Source organism: Bradyrhizobium sp. Mp19 (assembly GCF_029952935.1).
Classification (GTDB): Bacteria; Pseudomonadota; Alphaproteobacteria; order Rhizobiales; family Xanthobacteraceae; genus Bradyrhizobium; species Bradyrhizobium elkanii.
In genome coordinates this window covers 200,602-226,630 of record NZ_JASAUT010000003.1, presented here as the reverse complement: position 1 = coordinate 226,630, position 26,029 = coordinate 200,602, and the positions used below count along the sequence as shown (strand labels likewise).

At 66.2% G+C, this 26,029-nt stretch carries 24 protein-coding genes; 9 read left to right on the top strand and 15 right to left on the bottom strand.

The features are described from left to right. Positions 1 to 19: 19 nt before the first annotated feature. The gene (gene paaG, locus QJT82_RS06040) at positions 20 to 817 is read right to left on the bottom strand and encodes a 2-(1,2-epoxy-1,2-dihydrophenyl)acetyl-CoA isomerase PaaG (protein WP_028338465.1); all 798 of its coding nucleotides are present in this window, start codon (positions 815 to 817) and stop codon (positions 20 to 22) included. Between the two features lie 257 nt (positions 818 to 1,074). Here paaG and QJT82_RS06035 point away from each other — a divergent pair, with 257 nt between their 5' ends. Beyond that, on the top strand, positions 1,075 to 2,115 hold the full coding sequence (locus QJT82_RS06035) for an AraC family transcriptional regulator (RefSeq protein ID WP_051447695.1): 1,041 nt from the start codon (positions 1,075 to 1,077) through the stop codon (positions 2,113 to 2,115). Between the two features lie 353 nt (positions 2,116 to 2,468). After that, a complete protein-coding gene (locus QJT82_RS06030) occupies positions 2,469 to 3,587 on the top strand; it encodes a branched-chain amino acid ABC transporter substrate-binding protein (protein ID WP_028338467.1) in 1,119 nt (372 codons plus the stop codon). A gap of 154 nt (positions 3,588 to 3,741) precedes the next feature. On the opposite strand, the gene QJT82_RS06025 is transcribed toward QJT82_RS06030, so the two are convergent. Next, complete coding sequence (locus QJT82_RS06025) at positions 3,742 to 4,146, bottom strand: GFA family protein (RefSeq protein WP_028338468.1); 405 nt, start codon at positions 4,144 to 4,146, stop codon at positions 3,742 to 3,744. Positions 4,147 to 4,194: 48 nt separating this feature from the next. Then, on the bottom strand, positions 4,195 to 4,773 hold the full coding sequence (locus QJT82_RS06020; protein WP_028338469.1) for a TetR/AcrR family transcriptional regulator: 579 nt from the start codon (positions 4,771 to 4,773) through the stop codon (positions 4,195 to 4,197). 80 nt (positions 4,774 to 4,853) lie between these two features. On the opposite strand from QJT82_RS06020, the gene QJT82_RS06015 reads away from it, so the two are divergent. Next, a complete protein-coding gene (locus QJT82_RS06015; protein WP_028338470.1) occupies positions 4,854 to 5,168 on the top strand; it encodes a hypothetical protein in 315 nt (104 codons plus the stop codon). Between the two features lie 27 nt (positions 5,169 to 5,195). Here the strand turns inward: QJT82_RS06015 and QJT82_RS06010 are convergent, their stop codons facing one another. Continuing rightward, on the bottom strand, positions 5,196 to 6,326 hold the full coding sequence (locus tag QJT82_RS06010; RefSeq protein ID WP_028338471.1) for a hypothetical protein: 1,131 nt from the start codon (positions 6,324 to 6,326) through the stop codon (positions 5,196 to 5,198). A gap of 352 nt (positions 6,327 to 6,678) precedes the next feature. On the opposite strand from QJT82_RS06010, the gene QJT82_RS06005 reads away from it, so the two are divergent. The 3 genes from QJT82_RS06005 to QJT82_RS05995 all read left to right on the top strand — a co-directional run bounded on the left by QJT82_RS06005 (position 6,679) and on the right by QJT82_RS05995 (position 11,030). Continuing rightward, positions 6,679 to 7,725 (top strand): aldo/keto reductase, encoded by a 1,047-nt coding sequence (locus QJT82_RS06005; RefSeq protein ID WP_051447696.1) that lies wholly within the window; start codon positions 6,679 to 6,681, stop codon positions 7,723 to 7,725. Continuing rightward, positions 7,722 to 8,576: an amidohydrolase family protein gene (locus QJT82_RS06000; protein ID WP_028338473.1), complete on the top strand. Its 855-nt coding sequence runs from the start codon at positions 7,722 to 7,724 to the stop codon at positions 8,574 to 8,576. The genes QJT82_RS06005 and QJT82_RS06000 overlap by 4 nt, the downstream gene beginning before the upstream one ends. A 120-nt stretch (positions 8,577 to 8,696) precedes the next feature. Beyond that, positions 8,697 to 11,030 (top strand): Tex family protein, encoded by a 2,334-nt coding sequence (locus QJT82_RS05995; protein ID WP_028338474.1) that lies wholly within the window; start codon positions 8,697 to 8,699, stop codon positions 11,028 to 11,030. Positions 11,031 to 11,243: 213 nt separating this feature from the next. Here the strand turns inward: QJT82_RS05995 and QJT82_RS05990 are convergent, their stop codons facing one another. Then, positions 11,244 to 12,707: a catalase gene (locus QJT82_RS05990; RefSeq protein WP_264641720.1), complete on the bottom strand. Its 1,464-nt coding sequence runs from the start codon at positions 12,705 to 12,707 to the stop codon at positions 11,244 to 11,246. Between the two features lie 435 nt (positions 12,708 to 13,142). On the opposite strand from QJT82_RS05990, the gene QJT82_RS05985 reads away from it, so the two are divergent. From QJT82_RS05985 to QJT82_RS05975, 3 genes are all read left to right on the top strand, one after another. Next, on the top strand, positions 13,143 to 13,655 hold the full coding sequence (locus QJT82_RS05985) for a hypothetical protein (RefSeq protein WP_196238113.1): 513 nt from the start codon (positions 13,143 to 13,145) through the stop codon (positions 13,653 to 13,655). 150 nt (positions 13,656 to 13,805) lie between these two features. Next, positions 13,806 to 14,498 carry a response regulator transcription factor gene (locus QJT82_RS05980; RefSeq protein WP_028338477.1) on the top strand — a complete coding sequence of 231 codons (693 nt, stop codon included), beginning with the start codon at positions 13,806 to 13,808 and terminating at the stop codon, positions 14,496 to 14,498. Then, entirely contained in the window at positions 14,485 to 15,858 is a 1,374-nt protein-coding gene (locus QJT82_RS05975) for an ATP-binding protein (protein ID WP_035630821.1), read from the top strand. Before QJT82_RS05980 ends, QJT82_RS05975 begins: the two co-directional genes overlap by 14 nt. Before the next feature lie 212 nt (positions 15,859 to 16,070). Here the strand turns inward: QJT82_RS05975 and QJT82_RS05970 are convergent, their stop codons facing one another. Genes QJT82_RS05970 through QJT82_RS05925 form a run of 10 tightly spaced genes read right to left on the bottom strand, consistent with a single transcriptional unit; the run spans position 16,071 to position 26,017 of the window. Beyond that, positions 16,071 to 16,697 (bottom strand): NAD(P)H-dependent oxidoreductase, encoded by a 627-nt coding sequence (locus QJT82_RS05970; protein WP_028338479.1) that lies wholly within the window; start codon positions 16,695 to 16,697, stop codon positions 16,071 to 16,073. Between the two features lie 9 nt (positions 16,698 to 16,706). Next, positions 16,707 to 18,278 carry an isochorismatase family protein gene (locus QJT82_RS05965; protein ID WP_028338480.1) on the bottom strand — a complete coding sequence of 524 codons (1,572 nt, stop codon included), beginning with the start codon at positions 18,276 to 18,278 and terminating at the stop codon, positions 16,707 to 16,709. A 12-nt stretch (positions 18,279 to 18,290) separates the two neighbouring features. Beyond that, on the bottom strand, positions 18,291 to 19,139 hold the full coding sequence (locus QJT82_RS05960; protein ID WP_026193286.1) for an MBL fold metallo-hydrolase: 849 nt from the start codon (positions 19,137 to 19,139) through the stop codon (positions 18,291 to 18,293). Positions 19,140 to 19,190: 51 nt separating this feature from the next. Beyond that, positions 19,191 to 20,081: an amidohydrolase family protein gene (locus QJT82_RS05955; RefSeq protein ID WP_028338481.1), complete on the bottom strand. Its 891-nt coding sequence runs from the start codon at positions 20,079 to 20,081 to the stop codon at positions 19,191 to 19,193. After that, positions 20,078 to 21,196 (bottom strand): VWA domain-containing protein, encoded by a 1,119-nt coding sequence (locus QJT82_RS05950; protein WP_028338482.1) that lies wholly within the window; start codon positions 21,194 to 21,196, stop codon positions 20,078 to 20,080. Before QJT82_RS05950 ends, QJT82_RS05955 begins: the two co-directional genes overlap by 4 nt. Beyond that, complete coding sequence (locus QJT82_RS05945; RefSeq protein ID WP_028338483.1) at positions 21,193 to 22,074, bottom strand: MoxR family ATPase; 882 nt, start codon at positions 22,072 to 22,074, stop codon at positions 21,193 to 21,195. Before QJT82_RS05945 ends, QJT82_RS05950 begins: the two co-directional genes overlap by 4 nt. A 9-nt stretch (positions 22,075 to 22,083) precedes the next feature. Continuing rightward, the gene (locus QJT82_RS05940) at positions 22,084 to 23,106 is read right to left on the bottom strand and encodes a molybdopterin cofactor-binding domain-containing protein (protein ID WP_028333322.1); all 1,023 of its coding nucleotides are present in this window, start codon (positions 23,104 to 23,106) and stop codon (positions 22,084 to 22,086) included. Between the two features lie 2 nt (positions 23,107 to 23,108). Beyond that, complete coding sequence (locus QJT82_RS05935) at positions 23,109 to 24,701, bottom strand: xanthine dehydrogenase family protein molybdopterin-binding subunit (protein WP_028338484.1); 1,593 nt, start codon at positions 24,699 to 24,701, stop codon at positions 23,109 to 23,111. Positions 24,702 to 24,713: 12 nt separating this feature from the next. After that, positions 24,714 to 25,193, bottom strand: a complete 480-nt coding sequence (locus tag QJT82_RS05930) for a (2Fe-2S)-binding protein (RefSeq protein ID WP_028338485.1) — start codon at positions 25,191 to 25,193, stop codon at positions 24,714 to 24,716. 5 nt (positions 25,194 to 25,198) lie between these two features. Next, positions 25,199 to 26,017: an FAD binding domain-containing protein gene (locus QJT82_RS05925; protein ID WP_028338486.1), complete on the bottom strand. Its 819-nt coding sequence runs from the start codon at positions 26,015 to 26,017 to the stop codon at positions 25,199 to 25,201. Between the last annotated feature and the right edge of the window lie 12 nt (positions 26,018 to 26,029).

Below are 26,029 nucleotides of genomic sequence, written 5' to 3'. Positions count from 1 at the left end.
AATGTTCAATCGGAAACGTTCAATCCTTGGCCCGTCCGACAAAGCGTGGGGCGCGCTTTTCGAAAAAGGCGGTGACGCCTTCGGCATAGTCCGCCGACCGGCCGGCACGGCCCTGCAGCTCGCGCTCGAGATCGAGCTGCGCGTCGAGCGTGTTGGTCTCGGAGGCATCGAGCGCCTGCTTGATCAGCGCAAGACCATCGGTCGGCTGTGTCGCGAGCGAGGCGGCGAGGGCGTGGGCCTCGGCCATCAGGTCGGAATCCTCGACCACCTTCCAGATCATGCCCCATGTCTCCGCCCGCTCGGCGGAGATCGGCTCGGCGAGCATGGCCAATGCGCGCGCTCGCGCGCCGCCGACGAGCCGCGGCAGCAACCAGGTGCCGCCGGTGTCAGGGACGAGGCCAAGCTTGGCGAAGGCCTGGATGAACTTGGCCGACCGGGCGGCGATCACGATGTCGCAAGCAAGGGCCAGGTTCGCGCCGGCGCCCGCGGCAACCCCGTTGACGGCGCACACGACCGGCATCGGAATGCCGCGCAGCTTGCGCACCAGTGGATTGTAGAATTTTTCGATCGGTGCGGAGAGGTCCGGCGTTTCGCCCGGCGTGAACACGCCATCCGAAAGATCCTGCCCGGCGCAGAATCCGCGTCCGGCTCCGGTCAGGATCAGCGCGCGGCAGGACTTGTCCTGTTCCGCCGCGATCAGCGCGGCCATCAGTGCGGCGTGCAGATCGGCGCTGAAGGAATTCAGGCGATCGGGCCTGTTGAGCGTCATGACGCGATATCCGGCGCGGATATCGGTCAACACCAAATCGCTGACCATGATGACCTCCCGTTGCGGCTTCTGGCGGCCGAAGGTTGCGTGACGTGGGTTTGGATTACTATTGACCGTCCGGTCAGTCAATTATAATCCGCGTAACGGCACGGGATGACGACGCCGGGCAACATCAAGCGAGCACGATTTCGGTCTCGGTCGCGAATTCAGGCCCGGCAAGAACATCAGAATGATCCGGCGCGCATCGCCTGTCTGCAGCAAAAGTGCCGATACGTAAGCACGGTCCCGTGCACTCGAGCGGTGTCATGCTGCCACAAATCGGCCGCATATCGGCGGCGACCTCCCGCCGCCATGAGGATCAGCCGATGACGATGCAGTCGCCGGATATCACCGGGTTTCGGTTCTCGACCGCGGATTTCGGCGAGCGCGACCGCTTGCCGATCTTTCGCGAGCAGATCGGGCGGATGATCGTGAAGCTCGATCCGGAGCCGCTGAGCGCCGGCGCGTTCCATGCCGAAGCCAATGTGCGCGAGCTGCCTGGGCTCGGCATCGGATCCTGGGCGTGCAGCAACCTCAGGATCGCACGGCCGCGCGAGCTGCTCGACGGCAATGACGACCTCGTGCTGACGATCATCACGAGCGGCAACACCCGCGCATCGCAACGCGGCCGCGACATCGAGCTCGGCCCGGGGCAGGCCGTGTTGCAGTCGAGCGCGGAGGCGGGCAACATGGTGGTCCCGGTCTCGCCGAGCCGTTTCGTCGGTCTCAGGCTGCCGCGCAAGGCGGTGGCATTGCTGGTCCGCGATCCAGAGGAAATGCTGATCCGGCCGTTGCCCGCGAACACCGAGGCGATGCGCCTGCTGGCGCTCTACATCAGGGAGCTTGACGACAGCTACCAGCTCGCAACGGCCGAGCTGCGCGGCGCCGTCGTCCGGCATCTGGTCGATCTCGGGGCGTTGATCATCGGCGCGAACCGAGATGCGGCGGCTGCCGCGGAAGACGGCGGGCTGGCGGCCGCGCGGCTCGCCGCGGTCAACGCCGACATCAACGATAATCTCAGCTATGGCGATCTCACCTTGCCTGCGGTGGCCGCCCGGCTGAGGCTTACGCCGCGCCATATCCAGCGGCTGTTCGAAAGCGTCGGTTCGACGTTCTCGGAATTCGTGCTCGGCCAGCGCCTGGCGCGCGCGCATCATTTGCTGACCGATCCGCGCCACAGCGGCAGCACCATCGGTACGATCGCATTCGAAGTCGGGTTCGGCGATCTGTCCTACTTCAACCGCACCTTCCGCCGGCATTACGGCGTGACGCCGTCGGATATCCGCGCGGTGCCGCGGCGCTCCTGACCGAATATCGCAATCTCCCTGAGAGGGCGTCGGGTCGTTGCCTGCGGTTCGCCGCAACCCGGCACATCACCCGCCGGCGACGCGTCGCAAGCAGCGCTCTGCGCCAGCCTGTGTGCTGTCGCGCACACAAGATCGCCGCCAATCACGTCCGCTGCGGGCGATTTCAGACGACAATGCACGACAACGTGTTTCACATTGTTGTCCGATGTCGCATATGTCCAATCCCCCGTCGCCCCAGTCCGAGCCTGCCAATCGTCTCGCGCTTAAAAGGCAGCCCCCCGGTGATCGTTGCAATCGGCGGATTCGTTGACTGCGATGCATTGAGGCGACTTGAGACCATCGAGGAGAATGTGATGAAGTTTGCACTTCGAGGATACTTTCTTGCGCTCGGCGCGAGCCTGGCCTTGTCCGGCGCCGCCACGGCACAGGATATCAGTGTTGCCGTGGTCGGGCCGATGACCGGCTCCGAGGCGAGCTTCGGCCAGCAGTTCAAGAACGGTGCTGACCTTGCGATCGCCGACATCAATGCGGCGGGTGGCGTGCTTGGCAAGAAGCTGAAGCTGGAGGTCGGCGACGATGCCTGCGATCCGAAGCAGGCGGTGTCGGTTGCCGAGAAGATGGCAGGCGCGAGGATTCCGTTCGTCGTTGGGCATTTCTGCTCATCGACCTCGATCCCTGCGTCGGACGCCTATGCCGAGGGCAATGTGCTGCAGATCACGCCGGGCTCGACCAATCCGCAATTCACCGAGCGTGGGTTGTGGAACACGTTCCGTGTCTGCGGCCGGGATGACCAGCAGGGCACGGTTGCGGCCGCCTACATTATCAAGAACTACAAGACCAAGAACGTCGCGATCATACACGACAAGACGACCTACGGCAAAGGCCTTGCCGACGAAACGAAGAACGCCATCAACGCCGCGGGCGTGAAGGAAAAGCTTTATGAGGCCTATACCAAGGGCGACAAGGATTTTGCCGCTCTGGTATCCCGCTTCAAGAAGGAGTCGATCGATTTCGTCTATGTCGGCGGCTATTATGCCGAGGCAGCGTTGATCCTGCGCCAGATGCGCGAGCAGGGCGTCAATGCGGTGCTGATGGGCGGCGACGCCCTGGTCGACAAGCAGTTCGCCGCGATCGCAGGTCCGCTTGCCGAAGGCTCGCTGTTCACCTTCTCGCCCGACCCGCGCAAGAAGGTGACCGCGGCCGCGACCTTGAAGAAGTTCAAGGACAAGGGCATCGATCCCGACGGCTACACGCTCTACAGCTACGCCGCGTTCCAGATCTGGAGCCAGGCCGCAGCCCGTGCCCAGACCACGGACGCCAAGAAGGTCGCGGCGGCCATCAAGGCCGGAAGCTGGGATACCGTGCTCGGCAAGATCAGCTACACGCCGAAGGGTGACATCACCCTGATCGACTACGTCGTGTACCGCCGCGACAAGGACGGCAACTACGCCGAACTGCCGGCCGGTCAATGATCGCCGGAGCGTTTTCGAGCGAACCGGATACCGGTTCGCGTGAAGAAAACGCGTCAAAGCGAAATCGAGAGCCTCCGTTCCGATGCAATCGGAACGGACGCAACCCTGGCCAGGCTGAATCGTTTCCCGCTGCGCCCGTGACCGGCGCATCCGGTCACACGTTCCGGGCAAAGCGCGCAGCGCCGGGGATCGGCGTGAGCCATTCGACGGCGCGATCGGTATAGATCTCGGCTTGCGGCTGCAATCCTTCCATGCTGTCGAGCGTGCCGGCTTTCACCACGACCTTGCCGGGTATCAATGCGGTCTTCGCAAGCAGAGGGGACCCGCAGCGCCCGCAGAAATGACGATCGACCGGATGGCCGCTGTCGCCCTTGTCGACGAACACCACCGTCTCGCCCGACTGCTGGTAGTCGGCTTCGCGGATCACGAGGTTGAACGAAAACAGGCTGCCGCTTTGCCGCTGGCAATGTGTGCAATGACATATCGCGATGCTCCGCGGTTCGCTCTTGAGCGTGTAACGCACCGCGCCGCACAGGCAGCCGCCGTTCCGTTCCTGCATGCTGGTTTCTCCCTTACGATGACGCCGTCGCCGGACAAGGACGCCGCCTCAGGCGTCGCCAATCACGGCATCGATGAATGTGATGGCGGATTCCCTCAACTGCTTGCGGCTGTATCCGGCGCGCTCCATCACGGCGAGTCCGCGCGTGAACGTCACGATGACGCGCGCCAGCCGGTTCGCATCGGCCGGGCTGCGCCTGTTCGGCGCCGCGCTGATGGCCTTGCCGACCAGCTGCTCGAGCCGGGTAAGCACGTCCAGCACGCGCTGGCGCACGTCCGCGCTCGAAATGGACGCGTCGAGCGCGGTGCGCGTCGTCAGGCAGCCCCGCTGCGGCGTGCCGTCCGTCATGTTGACGATGATCATGTCAAAGAAGCTCCTCAGCCTCGCTGAGGTATCGCCCTGCGCCAGCGCGCTGCCGGCCGCGTCCAGGAATTGCGCGGCATACTGATCGAAGGCGCGCAGGAAGATCGCTTCCTTGTCGCCATAGGCGTTGTAGAGGCTGCCGCGCTGGACGCCGGTCGCGGCCGCGAGGTCCTGCATGGTCGCATCGTGCAGGCCCTTGCGCCAGAACACGTCGAGCGCGGTCGCGATCATCTCGTCCTCGTCGAACTGACGCACGCCCACCATTCGATCTGCTCCATCGGGTCATTCTTGACACAATCGTCAATATTGACAATGATGTCAAGAATGAACCCGAGGAGATCCGGATGATTACCGCCGTCACGACGTTCAAGCTGCCGAAGCCGATCACCCGCGAGGAGGCCCGCAGCATCTTCCTGAGCACCGCGCCGATCTATCGCGGCATTCAGGGGCTGTTTCGAAAGACCTATGTGCTGTCCGAGGACGGGCTGACGGCCGGCGGCATCTATTTCTGGAACTCGAGGGTGGAGGCGGAAGCGCTGTACACCGACGCGTGGCGCGCCCGCGCCCGGGAGAAATACGGCGCCGATCCGATCGTGACCTATTTCGAGAGTCCTGTGGTGGTCGACAACCTTGCCCAGCAGATTGTCGCCGACGATTAGCAACGATGCAGCGGTGGCCGATGCGCATCACAGCGCATTGAGCGCCGTGCGCGATGGAGCGAGCGGTAGCCATTCCGGAATCTGCCGCCTGGCGAGCCAGTACGGACGCCAGATCGCGCGCCAGGTCGGGCGGTCGAGAGGCGCGGTGCCCCATCTGCGCTGCTCAATCTCCATCCGCAACAGGTCGTGGCTATGCAGCCATTGGCGCGCTGCCCACCAAACCTCGCGCGGCATCCCGGCGTTCCGGATACCGGTAAGCTCGGCGATGCCTGGCAACGGGCCCTCAAAACGCGCCGCAACCCTCAGGGTGGCGACGCGTTGCCCGCTCCGCCTGATGCTCCACAGCCGCGAGCGATTGTGGGCGAGGTTGGGACCGTAGGTGCGCAAGCAGTTCTGCATCGCTTCCGCCTCCTCCGAGATATCCGTGGTCGAGCTCAGCGGGATGAAGTCGTAACCGTCAACGCGGCCCGGCTGCAGCCACATATCCGCGATCTTCTCCGAGCCGAGGCTGACATGCAGCGCGATCATCGTGCTCCACGCATCGGCGGCCGCGAGCGCCGAGCCGATCTGCATGCTCGGCGTCCACCTCCGGTCGATCAGCGTGTGTCCCAGCGTCGCCGGCTGCGTGGAGAACCACGCCCACAGACCGACGAGCCGCAATCGCGCAGGATCGGGGCGCGGCGGCGCCCGGACCAGCTCGCGCGCGATCCAGACCGCCGCCGGCCCATGTGCGAGCTCGGCAACCGCCGCGACGGATTTCAGCCAGATCGGCGCGAGCTTCGGTGATGGCGGCAGGTGGTTCGCGATCTGCCGGCGAAACAGCTCGTCATCGGGCAGTCCCGTGATCGGAGCGGTGAATGCTTCCGGCGGCAATCTTCGCAGCCACAGCGGAATGCCCGCCGCGGAGGCGGCGTCCGCGAGCGAGCGGCCGTCGATGACGCATCCGCGTGCGCGCGCCGAAGCGATCCCGGCTCGCGGGACCGCCAGCGCGAACAGCAGCGCAGGAAAGCTCGCGGCAAGGTCCGCAAGACGCGTGTGCCGCATGGCCAGCGCGCGGACCTTTCCCTGAACATGCGGATGATACCTCCGCAGCTGACGTTCGAGCAGCACGGAGCGTGTGGCCTCCCGACAAGGGGCCACCAGAAGCGTCGAGGTCATGACAAAAGTTCCGCAAGCGCGGAGCCGAAGGCCCCGCAGCAGATTCGATTGCGTGTGGGTGTTGCGATTTCACCCGGGATCCGATCCCGGGACACGCGTCAAATATCGCGCGGCGAACCCGGGAAGCGCACAGACCTGAACATCGTCGCCTCCTGCGTTGAAATTACGGAGCGCCCCCATAGCCTATTTCCCGCCGCCAGGCAACGTGAAGCTATGCATTGCATTTTAGCGATGTGGTGCGTGCGCGATGAGAGGCCTCACCGCGGCATCGATCGCTGAGGTCTCTTCACGATCCCGGTCAACGACGCTAGTCTGGTGAGGGGTTAACAAGAAACGCAGGCGGGAGGCGATAATGACCCAACAACAACCCTCCGATCCAGGCTCCCCGGCACTGCCACGCCGCAGGCTCGGCCGCACCGGGCTCGATGTCTCCATTCTCGGCTTCGGCACGGCGCCGCTCGGCGACCTGTTCGCACGGCTCGACGACACTGCTGCGATCGCAGCAGTGGAGCGGGCGTTTGCGCTGGGCATCAACCTGCTGGATTCCTCGCCGCTCTACGGCCATGGCCTCGCCGAACACCGCAGCGGCACCGCGCTGCGCCGCGTGGCGCGCGACGACGTCGTCGTCTGTACCAAGGTCGGGCGCTGGATGGACCCGTTCCACGGCCGTGGCGACGGCTCCAATTTCGTCGGCGGCGCGCCGCATCGCGCGGTGTTCGACTATTCCTATGACGGCACCATGCGCTCGGCGGAGCAGTCGCTGCTGCGGCTCGGCACCGATCGCATCGACCTGCTTTTGATCCACGACGTCGACGTCTGGACCCACGGAGCTGACGCGATCGAGGCGCGGTTTCGCGAGGCGATGGAGGGCGCCTATGTTGCGCTCGACAAGTTGCGTTCCGAACGCGTGGTCAAGGGTATCGGGATCGGCGTCAACGAGGCCGAGATGTGCGTGCGCTTCGCCAAGGCCGGAACGTTCGACACCATGCTGCTTGCCGGCCGCTACTCGCTGCTCGAGCAACCCGCGCTCGCTGAATTCCTGCCGCTGGCGCAAGCCCAGGGCATCGGTATGATGCTTGGTGGCGTCTTCAACTCCGGCATCCTGGCGACCGGCGCGGTTGCCGGCGCCAAGTACAATTACAAGGACGCGCCGCCGGACGTGATGCAGAAGGTGGCGGCGATCGATCGCGTCTGCCGCGCCCACGATGTGGCGCTGCCGACCGCCGCGCTGCACTTCGCGCTCGGCCATCCGGCGGTGGCAAGCCTCGTGCTCGGCGCGCAGACGCCGCAGGAGGTCGAGCGCAACGTCGCCGCGTTGTCGTCGCCCGTGCCTGCCGCGCTGTGGCGCGACCTGAAGAATGAGGGGCTGCTCGACCAGCATGCGCCGGTGCCGGCATGATGCGGATCGACGCCCATCACCATGTCTGGACCCTGGCGCGCGCCGATTACGGCTGGCTGACGCCCGAACGCGGGCCGATCTACCGCGACTTCAGCCTGGCCGATCTGGCGCCGCATCTCGCCGCGGCCGGGATCGGAGGCACCATCCTGGTGCAGGCCGCACCGACCGAAGCGGAGACCGCATTCCTGCTCGATATCGCCAAAGGGGCCGAGCAGGTGCGCGGCGTGGTCGGCTGGATCGACTTCGACGCCGCCGACGCCGCAGCGCGGATCGATGCGATTGCCGGGCGCGAGCTCCTGGTCGGCCTGCGGCCGATGGTGCAGGACATCGCCGATGAGGACTGGCTGCTGCGCCCCGAACTGGCAGCGCCGCTCGAGGCCATGGCGCGGCATGACCTCGTCTTCGACGCGCTGGTGCTGCCGCGCCATCTGCCGCGGCTCATCCAGGTGGTCGATCGCCATCCGGACCTGCAATTCGTGCTCGACCATTTCGGCAAGCCGCACCTTGCGACCGGCGACATCGCGGCCTGGAAGGACGACATCGCAAGCCTCGCCACACGATCCAACGTCGTCTGCAAACTCTCGGGCCTAGCGACCGAGGCGGCGCCGAACTGGCAGGTTGCCGATCTCAGCGAGGCCGTGGATCATGCACTGGCATGTTTCGGGCCGCAGCGGATGCTGTGGGGCAGCGACTGGCCCGTCGTCAACCTCGCCGGCGGCTATGCGCACTGGTTGGCAGCCGCGGAGAGCCTGCTTGCTGATTTGTCAAGTGAAGCAAGAGCTGCGATTTTCGGCGGCAATGCGGCGCGGGCTTATTTGTCAAGCCGCGGACGGTCAACATCCCGGAAATAGATTGCGGCGTGCGCCCAATTTGATCCACAGCGCGCCTTGATGAATCATTCCGGGATGGTCCATAAGCGGCGTCCGCGCCGTCGGTGATCCCTGGCGCAACGGACTTTTAGAGAGATGAGCGTGGCAAAGATTCATCATCAGATTGCGCAGGAGCTTGGGGTTCGCGACGAACAGGTCGAGGCGGCGGTGACGCTGCTCGACGGCGGCGCCACGGTGCCGTTCATCGCGCGATACCGCAAGGAGCTCACCGGCGCGCTTGATGACGCCCAGCTGCGCACGCTGGAAGAACGGCTGACGTATTTGCGTGAACTTGAGGAGCGCCGCATCGCGGTGCTCAATTCGATCCGCGAGCAGGGCAAGCTCGACGCCGCGCTCGAGGCCCAGATCATGGCCGCCGACAGCAAGGGCCGGCTCGAGGACATCTATCTGCCGTACAAGCCGAAGCGTCGCACCAAGGCCGAGATCGCCAAGGAAGCCGGCCTCGAGCCGCTCGCCGATCAGCTTCTCACACAGCCCGAGAGCGATCCGAACGAGGCCGCGACGCCCTTCGTCAATGCCGAGAAGCAGGTCGCCGACGTCGCCGCGGCGCTCGACGGCGCGCGCGCGATCCTGGTCGAGCGCTTCGCCGAGGATGCCGACCTGATCGGCGCGCTGCGCGAGGAGATGTGGTCGAACGGCATCATGGCCTCGACCGTCCGCACCGGCAAGAAGACCGAAGGCGAGAAGTTCAAGGACTATTTCGATTTCTCCGAGCCGCTGCCGAAGCTGCCGTCGCACCGCATCCTGGCGCTGTTCCGCGGCGAGAAGGAAGAGATCCTCGACCTCGCCATCAAGCCGGAGGCGCAGGAGCCGGTCGTAGGCCAGCCCGGCCTCTACGAGCTCAAGATCATGAACCGATTTGCGATCTCCAACCAGGGCCGCAAGGGCGACAAGTGGCTGACGGAGACGGTGCGCTGGGCCTGGCGCACCAAGATCCAGATCCATCTCAATATCGATTTGCGACTGCGGCTGTGGACCGCGGCGGAGACCGAGGCGGTGCGCGTGTTCGCCTCGAATTTGCGCGACCTCTTGCTCGCGGCGCCGGCCGGCGCACGCGCCACCATGGGGCTCGATCCCGGCTATCGCACCGGCGTCAAGGTCGCGGTGATCGATGCGACCGGCAAGGTGGTGGCGCACACGGCGATCTTCCCGCACGAGCCGCAGCGGCGCTGGGATGAGGCGCTCGCCATTCTCGGCAAGCTCGCGATCGAGCATGGCGTCGAGCTGATCGCGATCGGCAACGGCACCGCCTCGCGCGAGACCGACAAGCTCGCCGCCGAGCTCGTGAAGCGGTTGCCCGAGCGCAAGATGACCAAGATCGTGGTCTCCGAAGCCGGCGCATCGGTCTACTCGGCCTCGGCCTTCGCCTCGAACGAACTGCCCGACCTCGACGTCACCATTCGCGGCGCGGTTTCGATCGCCCGGCGCCTGCAGGATCCCTTGGCTGAGTTGGTCAAGATCGATCCGAAGGCGATCGGCGTCGGCCAGTACCAGCACGATCTCGGCGAGTCCAAGCTCGCCCGCTCGCTCGATGCCGTGGTGGAAGACTGCGTGAACGCGGTCGGCGTCGATGCCAATACCGCCTCGGTGCCGCTGCTCGCGCGAGTGTCGGGCATCGGCCAGGGACTGGCGCAGAGCATCGTGCAGCACCGCGACGCCAACGGCCCGTTCAAGTCGCGCAAGGCGCTGAAGGAGGTGCCGCGGCTCGGGCCGAAGGCGTTCGAGCAGTGCGCCGGCTTCCTGCGCATCAGCAATGGCGAGGACCCGCTCGATTCATCCGGCGTGCATCCGGAAGCCTATCCGGTGGTACGCCGTATCCTCGAAGCGACCAAGAGCGACATCAAGGCGCTGATCGGCAATGCCGACGTGGTGCGGGGTCTCAAGCCGCAGTCCTTCGTCGACGATACGTTCGGATTACCGACCGTCACCGACATTCTACGCGAGCTGGAAAAGCCCGGCCGCGACCCGCGTCCGGCGTTCAAGGCGGCGGTGTTCAAGGAAGGCGTCGAGGAGGTCAAGGACCTCAAGAAGGGCATGATCCTCGAGGGCACCGTGACCAACGTCGCCGCCTTCGGTGCCTTTGTCGATATCGGCGTGCATCAGGATGGGCTGGTGCACATCTCGGCAATGTCGCGGAATTTCATCAAGGACCCGCGCGAGGTGGTGAAGCCGGGCGACATCGTCAAGGTCAAGGTGCTGGACGTCGAGGTCGCGCGCAAGCGCATCGCGCTGACGCTGCGGCTTGACGACGAGATCGGGCCGAAGAAGGACAATGCGGCGCCGTCGCGCGATTTCTCGCGCGGCAAGATGACCTCGTCGGCTCCGCGCCGTCCGCAGGAGCAGTCCGGCGGCAGCGCGCTCGCCGACGCACTGCGCCGCGCGGCCGAGAAGAGCGGACGCGGCAAGCCGACCTGAGCCGCGGAGGAGGACGGCAAGCCGAGTTCGCCGCCTTGTTCGAAATCGGCCACCTGACGCTTCTGGCTGAGTTGCCTAAGCTGTCCCCGTCATCCTGAGGTGCGCGCTCTTGCGAGCCTCGAAGGATGCACGGCCCCATCTCTGGCCGATTCATCCTTCGAGGCCCGCTCCGCGGGCACCTCAGGATGACGGGGCCGAAGGGAGCCGTCCTGGCTACAGCATTCCGGCGGCGAACCTCGCCAGCGCATCCGCGACGCCCTTGCCGTAGGCCGGGTCGGCCTTGCTGCAATTCGCGACGTGCCGTTCCTGGATGTGCTTCGACGCATTGCCGACCTGGCGGGCGGTGTTGTCGAACAGGGCCTGCCTTTGCGTGGCATTCATCTTGCGGAACAGGTCGCCCGGCTGCTGCCAGTGGTCGTCGTCCAGGCGATGATCCCAATGCGCGGCCGCGCCTGACAATTCGAGCGGCGGCTCGTTCAGCTGCGGCTGGTCGGTCCACTCGCCATGGCTGTTCGGCCAGTATGTCAGCGTGGCGCCCAGATTGCCGTCGGTACGCATCGCGCCGTCGCGATGATAGCTGTGGAACGGGCATTTCGGCGCGTTGACCGGAATCTGGTGGTGGTTGACGCCGAGCCGGTAGCGCTGGGCGTCGCCATAGGAGAACAGGCGGGCTTGCAGCATCTTGTCCGGCGAATAGCCGATGCCGGGCACGACATTCGCCGGCGCGAACGCCGCCTGCTCGACCTCGGCGAAGAAGTTCTCCGGATTGCGATTCAGCTCGAAATACCCGACCTCGATCAGCGGATAATCCGCCTTCGGCCACACCTTGGTCAAATCGAACGGATTGAACGGGAATGCCTTGGCCTGTGCATCTGTCATCACCTGGATGAACAGCGTCCAGCGCGGGAAGTCGCCGCGCTCGATGCTCTGGAACAGGTCGCGCTGGTGGCTCTCGCGGTCCTTGCCGACCAGCGTCTCGGCCTCGGCATCGGTCAGGTTCTGGACGCCCTGCCGGGTGCGGAAATGGAATTTCACCCAGACGCGCTCATTGTCGGCATTGATCATGCTGTAGGTGTGGCTGCCGAAGCCGTGCTGGTGCCGGAAGCTTTTCGGGATGCCGCGCTCGCTCATGACGATGGTGACCTGGTGCAGCGCTTCCGGCAGCAGCGTCCAGAAATCCCAGTTCATGTCGGGGTCGCGCACCCCCGTGCGCGGATGCCGCTTGATGGCGTGGTTGAGGTCGATGAAGCGCAAGGGGTCGCGGAAGAAGAACACCGGGGTGTTGTTGCCGACCACGTCCCAATTGCCTCCATCGGTATAGAATTTCAGCGCGAAGCCGCGGATGTCGCGCTCGGCGTCCGCCGCGCCGCGCTCGCCGGCGACCGTCGAGAACCGCGCGAACATCGGCGTCTGCTTGCCGATCTCAGAGAAGATGCTGGCCTTGGTGTAGCGCGTGATGTCGTGGGTCACGGTGAAGGTGCCGTGCGCGCCGGCGCCCTTGGCGTGCATCCGCCGCTCCGGGATCACTTCGCGGTGAAAATGCGCCAGCTTCTCGATCAGCCAGACGTCCTGCAGCAGCGCGGGTCCGCGCGGCCCCGCCGTCAGGATGTTCACATTGTCGGCAACGGGGGCGCCGGAGGCGTGGGTCAGAAAAGGTCTTTTGGTCTCGTCGCTCATCGAAAGCTCCTTGCTGAAGGTCGGCACTTCGCCGTCCCGACGCCCGCGGGGGAGGCCAGGTGAAAGGCGATTGCGTCGCGGATTGGATGACGGCCGGCGAGGAGGGGAGAGCCCGGTGATCGACAAATTGTGAAGCGGGTCTGCGATCCCTCGACGCCGTCGTTGTTCTCCGATAGCTGCAGGATTAAGAACCGCGGCCGATCGATTCAACGAGCGCTATCCGCCGATTCCAGCCAAATGTCCGTCGATCCCGGCCAACGCAATCGTGGCCGCCGGTCCAGGCAACTGCCGCTCGGCATGCCGGCACGCGAATTCTAAATCCGGTGTCAGAATCTGGCGCATTTGTCAGTTGAAGTCGGGCATCGGCTTGCGTCTTCTGATCATGCTCGCGTGCGGCGATACGAGTTCGCCGCGGTCCCAATCAGGGAGGGTTTCATGAAGAATAGGCTTCTCACGTGTCTCACGGCAGCGACGCTCGCTGTCAGCGTTGCCCTTGCACCCGCTGCCCTCGCCAGAGGCGGCGGTGGTGGTGGCGGACATGGCGGCGGTGGCTTCGGTGGCGGCCACGGTGGTGCCATGGGTGCCATGGGTGGCGGCATGCATGGTGGCGGCTTTGGCGGCGGCATGCATGGCGGTGGTTTCGGCGGTGGGATGCGTGGTGGCGGCGCGGCGTTCGCCGCCATGGGCGGCGGCGGCCATTTCGCTGGCGGGCGCTTTGGTGGTCCACGCTTCGTCGGTGCACCGGCAATCGGCCCGCGGTTTGCCGGCGCCGGATTCCGCGGTTCGCGCTTCTTCCATCATGGCGGCTTCTTCCGCCACCACCGCTTCCATCGCTTCGCGTTCATCGGCGCGCCCTATCTCTATGCCGGCTATGACTACGGCTGCTACCGCAGGGTATGGACGGCTTACGGTCTGCAATGGGTCAATGTGTGCGGGGACTATTGGTGATCGCCCAACCAACCGCACCGTTGTCGCGGTCGTCGCCAGACGTTCCATCCTGCCCCGGAATGGGATAGTCTGGCGGCGATCGTCGCGGGGCGGCCGCTCGGAGAGTTTGCGAACTCGGAGAGTTCAACACAGCTCGGAGAGTTCAGGAATATGACCGGTGCTCACCGCCGCATTCTCGTCGTCGAGGACGATCCCGAAACCGCGGATCAGCTCGTCGAGGAGCTCACCACCAGCGGTTATGATGTGGATCTGGCGGCGAACGGCCGCGAGGCGCTGAGCCAGGGTGCGGCGCGCGACTATGCCGTGATCACCATCGATCGCATGCTGCCCGACATCGACGGCATCACGGTGATGCGTCAGATGCGCGACGGCGGCATTGCGGTGCCGTTCCTGATCATCAGTGCGCTCGGCGAAATCGACGACCGGGTGCGGGGCTTGCGCGCCGGCGGCGACGACTATCTGGTCAAGCCGTTCTCCTTTGTCGAACTGCTGGCGCGGCTGGAGGCGCTCGGCCGCCGCAGCGAGACCGTTGCCAAGGAGACCATCCTGCGGGTCGGCGATCTCGCGATCGATCTGATTTCGCGTACGGCGAGCCGCCGCGGTCGCAAGATTCCGCTGCTGCCGAAGGAATTCCAGCTGCTCGAATACCTCGCGCGCAACGAAGGCCGCGTGGTGTCGCGCGCCATGCTGCTGCGGCATGTGTGGGACCTGCACTTCGATCCCTCGACCAACATCATCGACGTCTATGTCGGGCGTTTGCGCCGCAAGGTCGACGACCAGCAAGCCTATCCCCTGATCCACACGATCCGCGGCATCGGATACTGCCTCCGTGCTCCTGGCTAAGACCTTCAAGTCGTCGACGTTCCGCCTGGCGTTGATCGCCATCGGTGCCTTCGGCCTGATCGTTTCCGCGATCTTCGCCTATGTTTACTGGTCGACATTGTCCTATGTGCGCGACAGGTCCGACCGCGCGATCATGACCGAGCAGGCGAGCCTGGATGACGCCTATGCGCGGTCCGGGCGTGATGGCCTGACCGCGTTGATCGCGCAACGCGTCGCGGACAAGGGCTTCGCCGATCATGTGTATTTGTTGGTCGGTCCCGGATCGACGGTGCTGGCGGGAAATCTCAGGCAGTGGCCGGCGGGCGCCGCCGAGAAGGGATGGGCTGAATTTCGTGCCTCCCTGCCACAGCTCTCCCCGGGAACCTCCCTGCTGCGAGGTGTGACGGAAACCCTGTCAAACGGCGATCGGCTGCTGGTCGGCCACGACATCAGCGATCTCGACGGCTTCATGGCCCAGATCAGGGCCGCCGGCATTGCCGTCGTCGTGCTGATCATCGGGCTTGCGGCTGCTGCCAGCATCGGCGTCACGCGGCGAACGGTCGGCCGGATCGAGTCGATCAACGCGACCAGTCGCGCTATCATGCTCTCCGGCCTCGACCAGCGCATCCCGCTCCGCGGCAGCCATGACGAATGGGATCGCGTCGCCGAGAATCTCAATCTGATGCTGGACCGGATCCAGACCCTGATGGGGGACGTCAAGCAGGTCAGCGAAAATATCGCCCACGATCTGCGCACGCCGCTGACCCGGATGCGCGGCCGGCTCGAGAAAGCCTACCACGCCCCGCGGAGCGGGGAGGGCGATGCCGCGCTGATCGGCGACACCATCGCCGATCTCGACGCGGTGCTCGGGATGTTCGCGTCGATCACGCGGATTTCGGAGATCGAGACGCGAGCCCGCAAGGGTGCGTTCCGCACCGTCAATCTCGTCGAGATCGCCGGCGAGGTGGTCGAACTCTACGACGCCGCCGCCGAACAGGTGACCACGCGCCTCGATCTTGCCGGCGATCAGGCGGTGCTGGTCACCGGCGACCGGGACCTGCTGTTCGACGCCATCGCCAATCTCGTCGACAACGCCATCAAGCATGGCCGCCCGGGTGGACGGGTGACGGTGACCTGCGACAACGACGAGATCGGTGCGGTGATTTCGATCGCCGATGACGGCCCCGGCATTCCCGCCGACCAGCACGACCGCGTCTTCAAGCGCTTCTACCGGCTCGAGCAGAGCCGCTACACGCCCGGCAATGGCCTCGGCCTCAGCCTGGTCGCGGCGGTCGCGAGCCTGCACGGCGCGCGGATCGAGTTGCACGACAATGCGCCGGGGTTGTTGTGCCGGCTGGTCTTTCCCGCGGCGGAAACGTAGGGTGGGTTGGCGCCGTCGCGAGAATGCGGATGTATGTCCGCCGGCCGGGCAACAAACTTGGTGTCGTCCCGGGCAAGCGAAGCGCGACCCGGGACCCATAACCACCAATGCGAATTGCCTTGCGGCGCTGGGGCCACAGCTCACTCCTACAATACAGCCCTGTGGTTATGGGTCCCTGCCTTCGCAGGGACGACGACGGAAAAGCGAATGCGTCAAAACCTCGCTGCCATCTCGGCAAGCCGGCGGTGCGCCGCCTCGCGGGCGGCGCGGATCGGCTCGGTGGGCCCGGTGGTCGGTCCGATCGGCACGAAGCGCACGTCGCTGATGCCGATGAAGCGCAGCGCCTCGCGCAGATAGGGCGTTGCCATGTCGATGCGGCCGCGGTTCATGCCGGTGACGAAGTCGCTGCCGCTTGCGAGGATCACGATTGTCGGGCGGTCCTTGAGCAGCGGCAGATAGCCCTGCGCCGGATCGAAGCGGAAGGCGAGCCCGGGCTGGATGATGACGTCGAGCCACTGCTTGAGCTTGTAGGGAATGCCGAAATTCCACATCGGCGTCGAGATCAACACGCGATCGGCCAGCGACAGCCGCAGCGCGAGGCGCTCGGCGATTGCGAAGGCGTCGTGCTGCGAATCGGTGAAGCTCTGGCCGCCGATGCGGGCGTATTTGGCCTCGAGCAGGTAACCCTCGAATTCCGGCAGCGGCTCGCGCCAGAGGTTCATCGCGTCGATCTCCCAGCCCGGCCGCGCCTGATGGAAGCGATCGAGAAAGGCGCGCGCGCCGGCCGCCGATTCCGAATCGGGGCGCGGTGAGCAGTTAAGATGCAGCAGCTTCGGCACCGCGCCTCCCTAGCCGAGCGCCTCGATCACGGTGTCGGCGTTGGTCACGACGGAGACGTTCTGGAGCGCGAAGTTGATCGCGGCGTTGTGCCAGTCGGCGTTCATGGTCGAGCAGCAATCCTCCGGCACGATCATGAAATAGCCCTTGTCGGCGCCGGTGCGCGCGGTGTGCTCGACCGACATGTTGGTCCAGGCCCCGGTGTTGATGATCATGTCGCGGCCGGTCGCCTTCAGGATGGTCTCGAGCCGCGTGCCTTCCCAGGCGCTCATCCGCATCTTCTCGACCACGAAGTCGCCCGCGCGCGGCTCGAGTCCCGAGACCGGTGCCGCGCCCCAGCTGCCGCGCACCATCGCCTTGCTGTCGACCAGCCCCTCGAACAGCGGCGCGTTCAAGCTGACGCCGGGCGCGCCCGGCTCGACGACAAACCAGACATGGATGATGGCGACGCCGCGCGCTCGCGCAGCCTCCGCCACGCGGCGGACATTCTCGACGACATGCTGCTGGCGGGCGTGCGCGGGCGCGCCGGACTCGGCGAACGCGCCGCCGTCCATGATGACGTCGTTCTGCATGTCCTGAATGATCATCGCGCAGCGTTGCGGATCGAGCTGCATCTCGCCGGCGGTCAGGTTCGGCGCAGGCGTGGACGATGTGGCACCCGCGCCGCCGCGCTTGCCGCTCATATAGGGCTCGTGGCGTGGGCCGACCTTGGTCTGGATCGCATAGACCGAATGGGTCGCGGTCAGATAGAGCGTGCGTAAGTCGGCGCCGCCCCAGGCGAGGTTGGCGACGAGCTCCGGCAGGCGCACCTTGCCGAGCAGGTCGCCGCCGGGCGAATAGACCCAAACGCCGCCGGGCGCGGTGACCCAGACATTGCCGCGCTGGTCGCACTTCATGCCGTCGGGCAGGCCGGGCTCGAGCTCGGAGCGGATGCCGGAGGCGAACACGCGCGGATTGGTAAGCGCGCCGTCGGCGTTGACGTCGAAGGCGCGGATCAGCGCCTGCACGGTGTCGTTGACATAGAGGATGCGCTCGTCGGGCGAGAAGCACAGCCCGTTCGGTTGCTCGAACAAATAGCGGTCGACCAGCAGTTTCGGCGCGCCGCTGCCGGGCGGCACGCGATAGACGCCCTGGAAGCCGAGCTGGCGTGGCCGTTCGACGCCATAGACCGGCATCCGGCCGTACCAGGGATCGGAGAAATAGATCGCGCCCGACGAGTGCACGCAGACGTCGTTCGGACTGTTGAGCTCCTGGTTCTCGTAATGCGAGGCCAGCACCTCGCGCCGCCCGTCGGGCCGCTCGCGAATCAGTGAGGAGGTTGCGTGCTCGCAGACGATCAGATTGAGGTCCGCGTCATAGGTCATGCCGTTGCATTTGTTCGACGGCCGCTTGACCTCGACGACGCCGCGCCGCGCGTCCCAGCGCCTTCGCACATCGCCCGGCATGTCGGAGAACAGCAGGAAGTGATCGAGCGGATGCCAGATCGGTCCCTCCGTGAAATCGAAGCCGGTCCCGACCTGGCCGACCGGCGCGTAGGGATCGATCAGGCCTTCGAACTCGCTGCGCAGCGTGACATGCGTCATCGCCTCGATCCTCTACGCCGGGAACCAGTTGCGCTGCGGCAGGCTCTGCACGACAGGCCCGGGTACCTGGTCATGCAGGCGGCCGACCACCATGCCGCCTTCGATCTTGGCCGGGCGATCATGCACAGGAAGCAGATAGCGTGAGCTCGAGAGCAGCTTCTTGATCGCGGCCTTCTCGGCGCGTTTGCTGGTGCCGTGATTGCCGGTGGTGCGCGGCTCGGCGTCGTGGATTTCATTGAAGGGATTCACGATCTGGTCGTTGAAATCATAGATCACGTCGCCGCAGATCGTGGCGATGCCGTCGGCGGTGTGAACGTGGATGTTCATCGAGCCTTCGGTGTGGGCGTTGGCGGCATCGCAATAGACGCCCGGCATCAGCTCGACCGGGCCGGTGATTTCGAGGTCGAGAAAGCGCAGCGCGCTCTTGGTGTGCAGGCGGTCGATCAGATGCTTGATGTCCGGCGCCGGATACTGCGGGTGCATCAGGCCGGAGACGGAGTATTCCAGCTCCTTGCGGTTCAGCACGACGGTGGTGTTCATCGGGAACAGATCGTCCTTGCCGGCATGGTCGATGTGCAGATGGGTGTGGCAGACGAAGCGGACGTCGCCCATCCGCACGCCGTGGCGGGCGAGCTGGTTCTCGATCATGTTCTCGTGGAACTGGAGCCCGCGCATGCCGAGCGTCTCCATGATCTGGTTGGAGCGATAGCCGGTGTCGACCAGCACGGGGTAGGGGCCGCCGAGGATCAGGAAGCCGAGCGTCAGCACGCGGCGGGTGCGGCCGCAATTGTGCCCGAGCACGAGGAAGCTCGATTCCAGCTCGATATCGCCGTAGTCCAGAATCTTGATCTCCAACGGCATCTGTCTCCCTCCCAATTCGTGTTCGTTGTTATGTTCGTGCCCGCGCTGCGGCTACGGCCCCAGCCGATAGACCCGCGCCGCCGTCGTGCTGAAGACCGCATCGCGCTGTGCGGGGCTGAGCCGTTCGGCTGCCGTCTTGAAAGCGGCGACGAGATCGCGATAGCTGGTCCACAGCTTCTCGATCGGAAAGTTCGAGCCGAACAGGCAGCGCTCCGCGCCGAAGATCGCGACGGTGTCGGTCATCACGCCGGCGATATGCGCGGCATCGTTGCGGTGGATGAAGGTGCCGAGCCCGGACAGCTTCGACACCACGTTCGGGCATCGCGCGAGCCGCGTCATCCCGGTGCGCCAGGCGGCGCGACCCTGCGGCGACAGATCCTCCAGCATGCCGGCATGCTGGAGGATGAACGTCACGTCAGGGCAGGCCTCCGCAAGGCCGGCCGCATCGGCCATCTGCGGCGCGAACACCTGCAGGTCAAAACTCCAGCCATAGTCGGCGAGGTGGCCGACATTGCGCAGGATCACGGGATCGGTGCAGAGATCGGCACGGGCGGCGAAGCGATAGAGCGGATTTTCGTGCCAGTGCAGCTGCATCCGCACGCCGCGCACCAGCGGGTAGCGCTTCAACCGATCGAGCTGCGGCCGGACGTCGGCGACGGAAAAATCGGCATAGGCGACGAGGGCGTGCGGCCAGCCGTGCCGGTCCGCGGTCTGCTGCACCCAGGCCGCCTCGTCCTCGAACTGGCCGCTCGGCCAGTTGGTCTGGACATAGACCGAGCGGGTGACGCCGCTGCCCTTGAGGTCGTCGAGATATTCCTCGATCGGATAGTCGCGGCGGATCGGCTCGTAGGGGCCGAAGATGCGCGGCTGCATCGGGCCGGACAGCCAGGCGAGATCGGCCTGCCGCCAGATGTGATGATGTCCGTCGACAATGCCAGTCACGCGGCTCTCCTTGTTCCAAGCGACAGCAGATGCGCGACAACAGCCGCGCTGGATCCGCCGTCCACGAGATCGTCGACAAAGCGCTGGATCGCGATCAGCGCCTCGGTTTGCGGCGTGAAGCCGGGCGAGGTTGCGAGCGGCGTCAGCCAGCTGACGCGCCAGGCCCGCCGCGACAGTTTTGCCACGGCATCGCGCAGCGCAGCCGGATCGCCGCGTTCCAGGCCGTCGGAGACGATCACGACCGCGGCGCCGCGGGCATATCCGCCGAACCGGGGCACGGCGAGGAAGGCCTGCAGCGCATCGCCGATCCTTGTGCCGCCGTCCCAGTCGCTGACCAGGAAGGAGGCCTCGTTCAGCGCCTGCTCGCGCCGCTTCAGCCGCAGCGCCGGCGTAACGCGGGTCAGTCTTGTGCCGAAGGTGAAGACCTCGACATTGCCGGCCGCCTGCACCAGCACATGCGCGAGCTTCATGTTCTCCTCGGTGCGCGCCTTCATCGAGCCGGAGACGTCGATCAGGAACAGGATCTTGCGTGGGCGCTGGCGGCGGCGCATCCGCCCGAGCCGCAGCACCTCGCCGTCATTGCGCACGCTGTCGCGCAGCGTGCGGCGCAGATCGGCGAACGGGCCGCTCCGTGCGCGATGGCGCCGGTGGCCGCGCCTTCGCGGCAGCCGCTTTGCCGCCTCACGCGACAGTTTTCGCAGCGGATCGCTGGTCGCGGCCTGTGCAAAGCGGCGCTCGACCAATGCCTCGGCGCGCGCTGCGGCGAGGCCGGACTCATTGGCCTCGTCGGCGAGCGGCGGCTCGTCCTCGCCGCGGCCTTCCTCCTGCAGGCGGACGGTCTCCTCGTCCTCGCCCTCGGCCTGCTCGATCGCCTCGGCGCCGCGGAAGTGGATGTCGAACAGCCGGTCATACGTCGCACGGCGCTTCGGCGGCGGCGCCAGCGTCGCGAGCCCGGCCTGGCGGATGTGCTCGAGATTGCGCGGCCCGAGCAGCTCGATCGCCGCGAGGAAGCTCGTCGTCTGCTCCAGCGCGATCGCGAAGCCGTTGGCGCGCAGCAGTGCCACAAAGGACACGAATGTCTGCGCCGCGCGCGGCAGCTTGAGGTCATCGCTCACGCGGCCGCCTCCGCAATGATCGCATCGAGCCGGGGTGAGATGAAATGCAGATCCTCCTCGTCCTTCAGCGCGACGCCGATCGAACGCTTGAACGCATCCGGCCAGCGCGCGCCGCCCTTGTTGAGCAAGGTCGCGGCCTCCGCCCAGTCGACCGCCTCGGCGATCCCCGGGGCCTTGCTCAGCGGCTCGCGGCGCAACCGGCCGACGGCGGCGACCACCGCGCGGGCGGTGGCCTCGGCCACGCTGGACGCCCGCATCATCACGATGCGCGCCTCGCGCTCGGCATTCGGATAATCGATCCAGTGATAGACGCAGCGCCGCCGCAGCGCCTCGTGCAGATCGCGCGTCCGGTTCGAGGTCAGCACCACGACGGGATGTTCGGCAGCGCGCACCGTGCCGCGCTCGGGGATCGAGATCTGGAAGTCGGAGAGGAATTCGAGCAGGAAGGCCTCGAACTCCTGATCGGCGCGGTCGATTTCGTCGATCAGCAGCACCGTCGCATCAGGCGCGCGCAGCGCGGCCAGCATCGGGCGCTCGATCAGGAAGGCGTCGCCATAGATGTCGATACTCTCCTCGCCGGCCTGCCGGATCGCCAGCATCTGGCGCGGATAGTTCCATTCGTAGAGGGCAGCGGCGGCGTCGATGCCCTCATAGCATTGGAGGCGGATCAGCCTGCGGCCGAGCACGGCGGCGATCGCTTTCGCGGCCTCGGTCTTGCCGACACCCGGCGCGCCCTCGAGCAGCAGCGGCTTGCCGAGCGCCAGCGAGAGATAGGAGGCCGTCGCGATGCCGTCGTCGGCGAGGTAGTAGGCCGCGCGCAGTGCCTTCTCCAGCGCCTCGGGGCTGTCGATGCCGACGATGTTGCTGCGGACCGGCATGGCGAGACCTCAGCGCCGCGGCTGCGGCCGCGCGCCGCCCTGCGCCTTGATCGCGCGCAGCACCTTCTCCGGCGTGATCGGCAGATCGTCGATCCGCACCCCGACCGCGTTGAAGATCGCGTTGGCCACCGCAGGCAGCACGGGATTGGCGCACATCTCGCCCGGTCCCTTGGCGCCGAACGGACCGTCGGGCGCCGGGCGTTCCAGCACCGCGATGTCGTGCGGGCAGATGTCGCCCGGACCCGGCATCAGATATTCGACGAAGTCGCGCGGACCGTGCACCGGCTCCGGATAATAGGGCTCCGGCGTCTCGTAAAGCGCGTGACTGACGCCCATCCAGGCGCCGCCGACCAGCTGCTGCTCGACCAGCCGCGGATTGAGCGCGCGGCCGAGCTCATAGGCGGAGTCCATCCGGACCATGTCGACCTCGCCGGTCTCATCGTCGACCTCGACCTCGGCGACGAGGCAGGCATGCGCGTAGCATGTCGCCGGCGACATCTCGCCGGTCTCGGGATCGACGTCCGACAGCGGCACCAGGAAGATGCCGCGGCCGGAGATCGTCTTGCCCTGCTTGAACTGCGCGGCAATCGCGACGTCCTTGGTGGAGATCGAGCGATGCGGCGCGCCCTTGACATGGATATTGCCGCGGCCGTCGGTCTCGAGATCGGCGGCATTCACCTCGAGCTCTTCGGCCGCCGCCTCCATCATCACGCCGCGGGCCTCGCGTGCCGCCGCCATCACGGCGTTGCCGACGCGATGCGTGCCGCGCGAGGCGAACGAGCCCATGCAGTGCGGGCCGGTGTCGGAGTCGGCAGTATCGACATAGACGTCCTCGACCGGCACGCCGAGCGTCTCGGCACAGATCTGCCGCGTCACCGACTTCATGCCCTGGCCGAGGTCGATCGACGACAGCGCCACGGTGAACTTGCCGCTCGGGTTGGAATGCACCAGCGCCTGGCTCGGATCGCCGCCGAGGTTCATGCCGATGGGATAATTGACCGACGCGATGCCGCGTCCACGGTGCCGGGTCATGGTCAGCGCCTCCTGGTGCCGAAGACGGAAGAGAAGCGGGTGGCGCCATGCGACGGCGCGGCCGGCCGTGGCGGCGGGGACGACGGCGGCGGCGAAGAGGGCGGCGGTGGCGGCGGCTCGCGGGTCGCGGCCGGGGCGCGGTCATACGTCGTGCGTTGCTGGGACGGTGCGGCCGGCGGCGCATGCGGCTCGCGCGGGGTCGGCGTCACGGCGGCGCGCGCGCCGCCACCATCCTTGCGCGAGGACATCCGCTTGAAGTCTTCGCGGAGCTGCCACTTGGCTTTTTCCGCGGCGACCTGCACGCATTCGATCAGCGCGGTGTTCTTGGCCTCGCGGCGGTGCGCCTTCATGTCGCCGTCGCGATACGCATTGAGGATCCGGAACTCCATCGGATCCATGCCGACCAGATGGGCGAGCTTGTCCATCTGGCATTCGATAGCGAAATCCATCGCGGTGACCCCGAAACCGCGCATCGCGGTCGCGGGTGTCCGGTTGGTGAAGACGCAATAGACGTCGCCATGGACGTTGGGGATCGTGTAGGGGCCGGGCAGATGGGCGGCGCATTTCACCGCCGCATAGCTCGACAGCCTCGTATAGGCGCCGCTGTCGAAATAGGCGCGCACCTTGCGGGCGACGACGCGTCCGTCGCGCATCACGCCATCCTTGATGTAGATGCGCTCGGCGCCACGCGGCGGACCGTATTGCATCTCCTCCTCGCGCCCGAACACGTAGCGCACCGGGCGTCCGGTCAGCATCGCGCCGAGGATGCAGAGCGGCTCGGTCAGCGTGTCGACCTTGCCGCCGAACCCGCCACCCACGGTGCCGCCGATGAAGTGGAATGTATTGGATGGCACGTCGAGGATCTTCGCGCAGGTATCGACCGAGAAGAACAGCGCCTGCGTCGAAGTGTAGACGATGTAGCGGCCGTTGGTATCGGGCGCTGCGATCGAGCCGTTGGTTTCGGTCGGCGCGTGCTCGATCGGCGACATCTGGTAGCGCTGTTCCAGCACATGGTCGGCCGTGGCGAGCGCGCGGTCGGCATCGCCGAAGCGCAGCTGCTGGTGATCATAGGTCTCGTGATAGGTGAAGGTGTTCTTGGGATAAACCTCGTTGACCACGGGCGCGCCCGGCTTCAACGCGTCCTCGACGTCGAACACCGCCGGCAGCGGTTCATAATCGATCTTGACCTTAGCGATGGCTTCAAAGGCCTCGCGCGGGCTGTCGGCGACGATCGCGACGATCGGTTCGCCCTTGTAGCGCACCTTGTCGACCGCGAGCGACGGCTCGTCATCCTTGCCGAAATTGATCAGGCTGAGCAGCGTGTTCAGATTGCGCGGCACATCGGAGGCGCGGATCACGCGCCGCACGCCCTGCGACCGCTCGGCCTCGGACGTGTCGATGCGGCGCAGCCGTGCGTGAGAATGGGCGCTGCGGACCACCTTCAGATGCAGCATGCCCTGCAGCTTTTGATCGTCGAAATAGGGCGAGGTGCCGGTGACATGGCCGAGCATGTCCTGGCGTTGCGTGCCTTTGCCGATCTCCTTCAGATTGTCGTCGCGCTCGTCGGCGAAGATGTCCTTGCGCAGTTCCAGCATGGCACGGTTCCCTTACGCGCGGGCCCGGCCGCCGGATGCGGCAGCCAGCACGGCGTTGACGATCGGCTCATAGCCGGTGCAGCGGCAGATATTGCCCGAGATCGCCTCGACGACCTCGGCGCGGCTCGGCTGCGGATTGCGGTCGAGCAGTGCTTTCGCGGCCATCAGCATACCTGGCGTGCAATAACCGCACTGCGCGGCGAAATTGTCGGCAAAGGCACGCTGCAGCGGGTGCAGGTTGGGGCCGTCCTTGATGCCGTCGAGTGTCTCGACCGAGCGGCCGGCGACCGTTTCGGCGAGCGTCAGACAGGAGAGGTGCAATTCGCCGTCGATCAGCACGCTGCAGGTGCCGCAGCCGCCTTGGCCGCAGCCGAACTTCGGCGTCATGTCGCCGATCAGCTCGCGCAGCGCGACCAGAAGGTTGGTGCCGCCGTCAACGAAGATCGCGACGTCACGGCCGTTATGTTGGAACTGAAGGGCAGTCTTGGCCATGATGATTATTCCTGACCGGACAACAGACGGCGGAGATGCACGCCGACGATCTCGCGGCGATACCAGGCGCTGGCGAGCGCATTGTCGCCGGGCGACGTTCCCTCGACCGCCGCCGCGGCGGCCGCGCTGATGGTGGAGGCGTCGAGCGCGCGGCCTTCCAGCGCGCGCTCGGCGGCGCGGGCGCGGATCGGCGTCGGCGCCATCGAGCCCAGCGCGACGCGGGCGCCGACGATGCGGCTGCCGTTGACCGGCAGGTGCGCCGCGAGCGTGACCACCGCGCCGCCCTTGGGCTTGATCCGCGCGATCTTGCGGTAGCGGAAGGCCTCACTGCTAGCGGGCCTGGCAAAGGAGATCGCCAGCACCAGCGATCCGGCCTGTCGGTCGCGCGATTGCAGGAACTCCTCGATCGGGACATCGCGTCCGCCGAGGCCGCCCTGGACGGACACTGTGGCATCAAGCGCGAGCATCGCGACCGTGAAGTCGCCATACGGCACCGGCGCGAACAGATTGCCGCCGACGGTGCCCATGTTGCGCACCGCCGGTCCGCCGATCGAGCGGGCCGGGGCGTGCAGGAAGGTGAGATTGCGCTCGGCCAGGATGCGGGCGAAGGTGACGCCGGCACCGAGCGTGATGCGCGAGCCCGTGGCATCGATCCGTGTCATCGCATGGTCGCTGGCGCGCACGATGGTCGAGATCGAGACGTCGCCCTCGTTCAGCGCCCGCATCACCAGCGTGCCGCCGCCGAGATAGCGGGCGCTGCGATCCGAGGACAGCGCCGCCGCGGCGTCATGGGTGCTGGTGAAGGTCTTCACCGTGACTGGCATGATGTTGTTCCC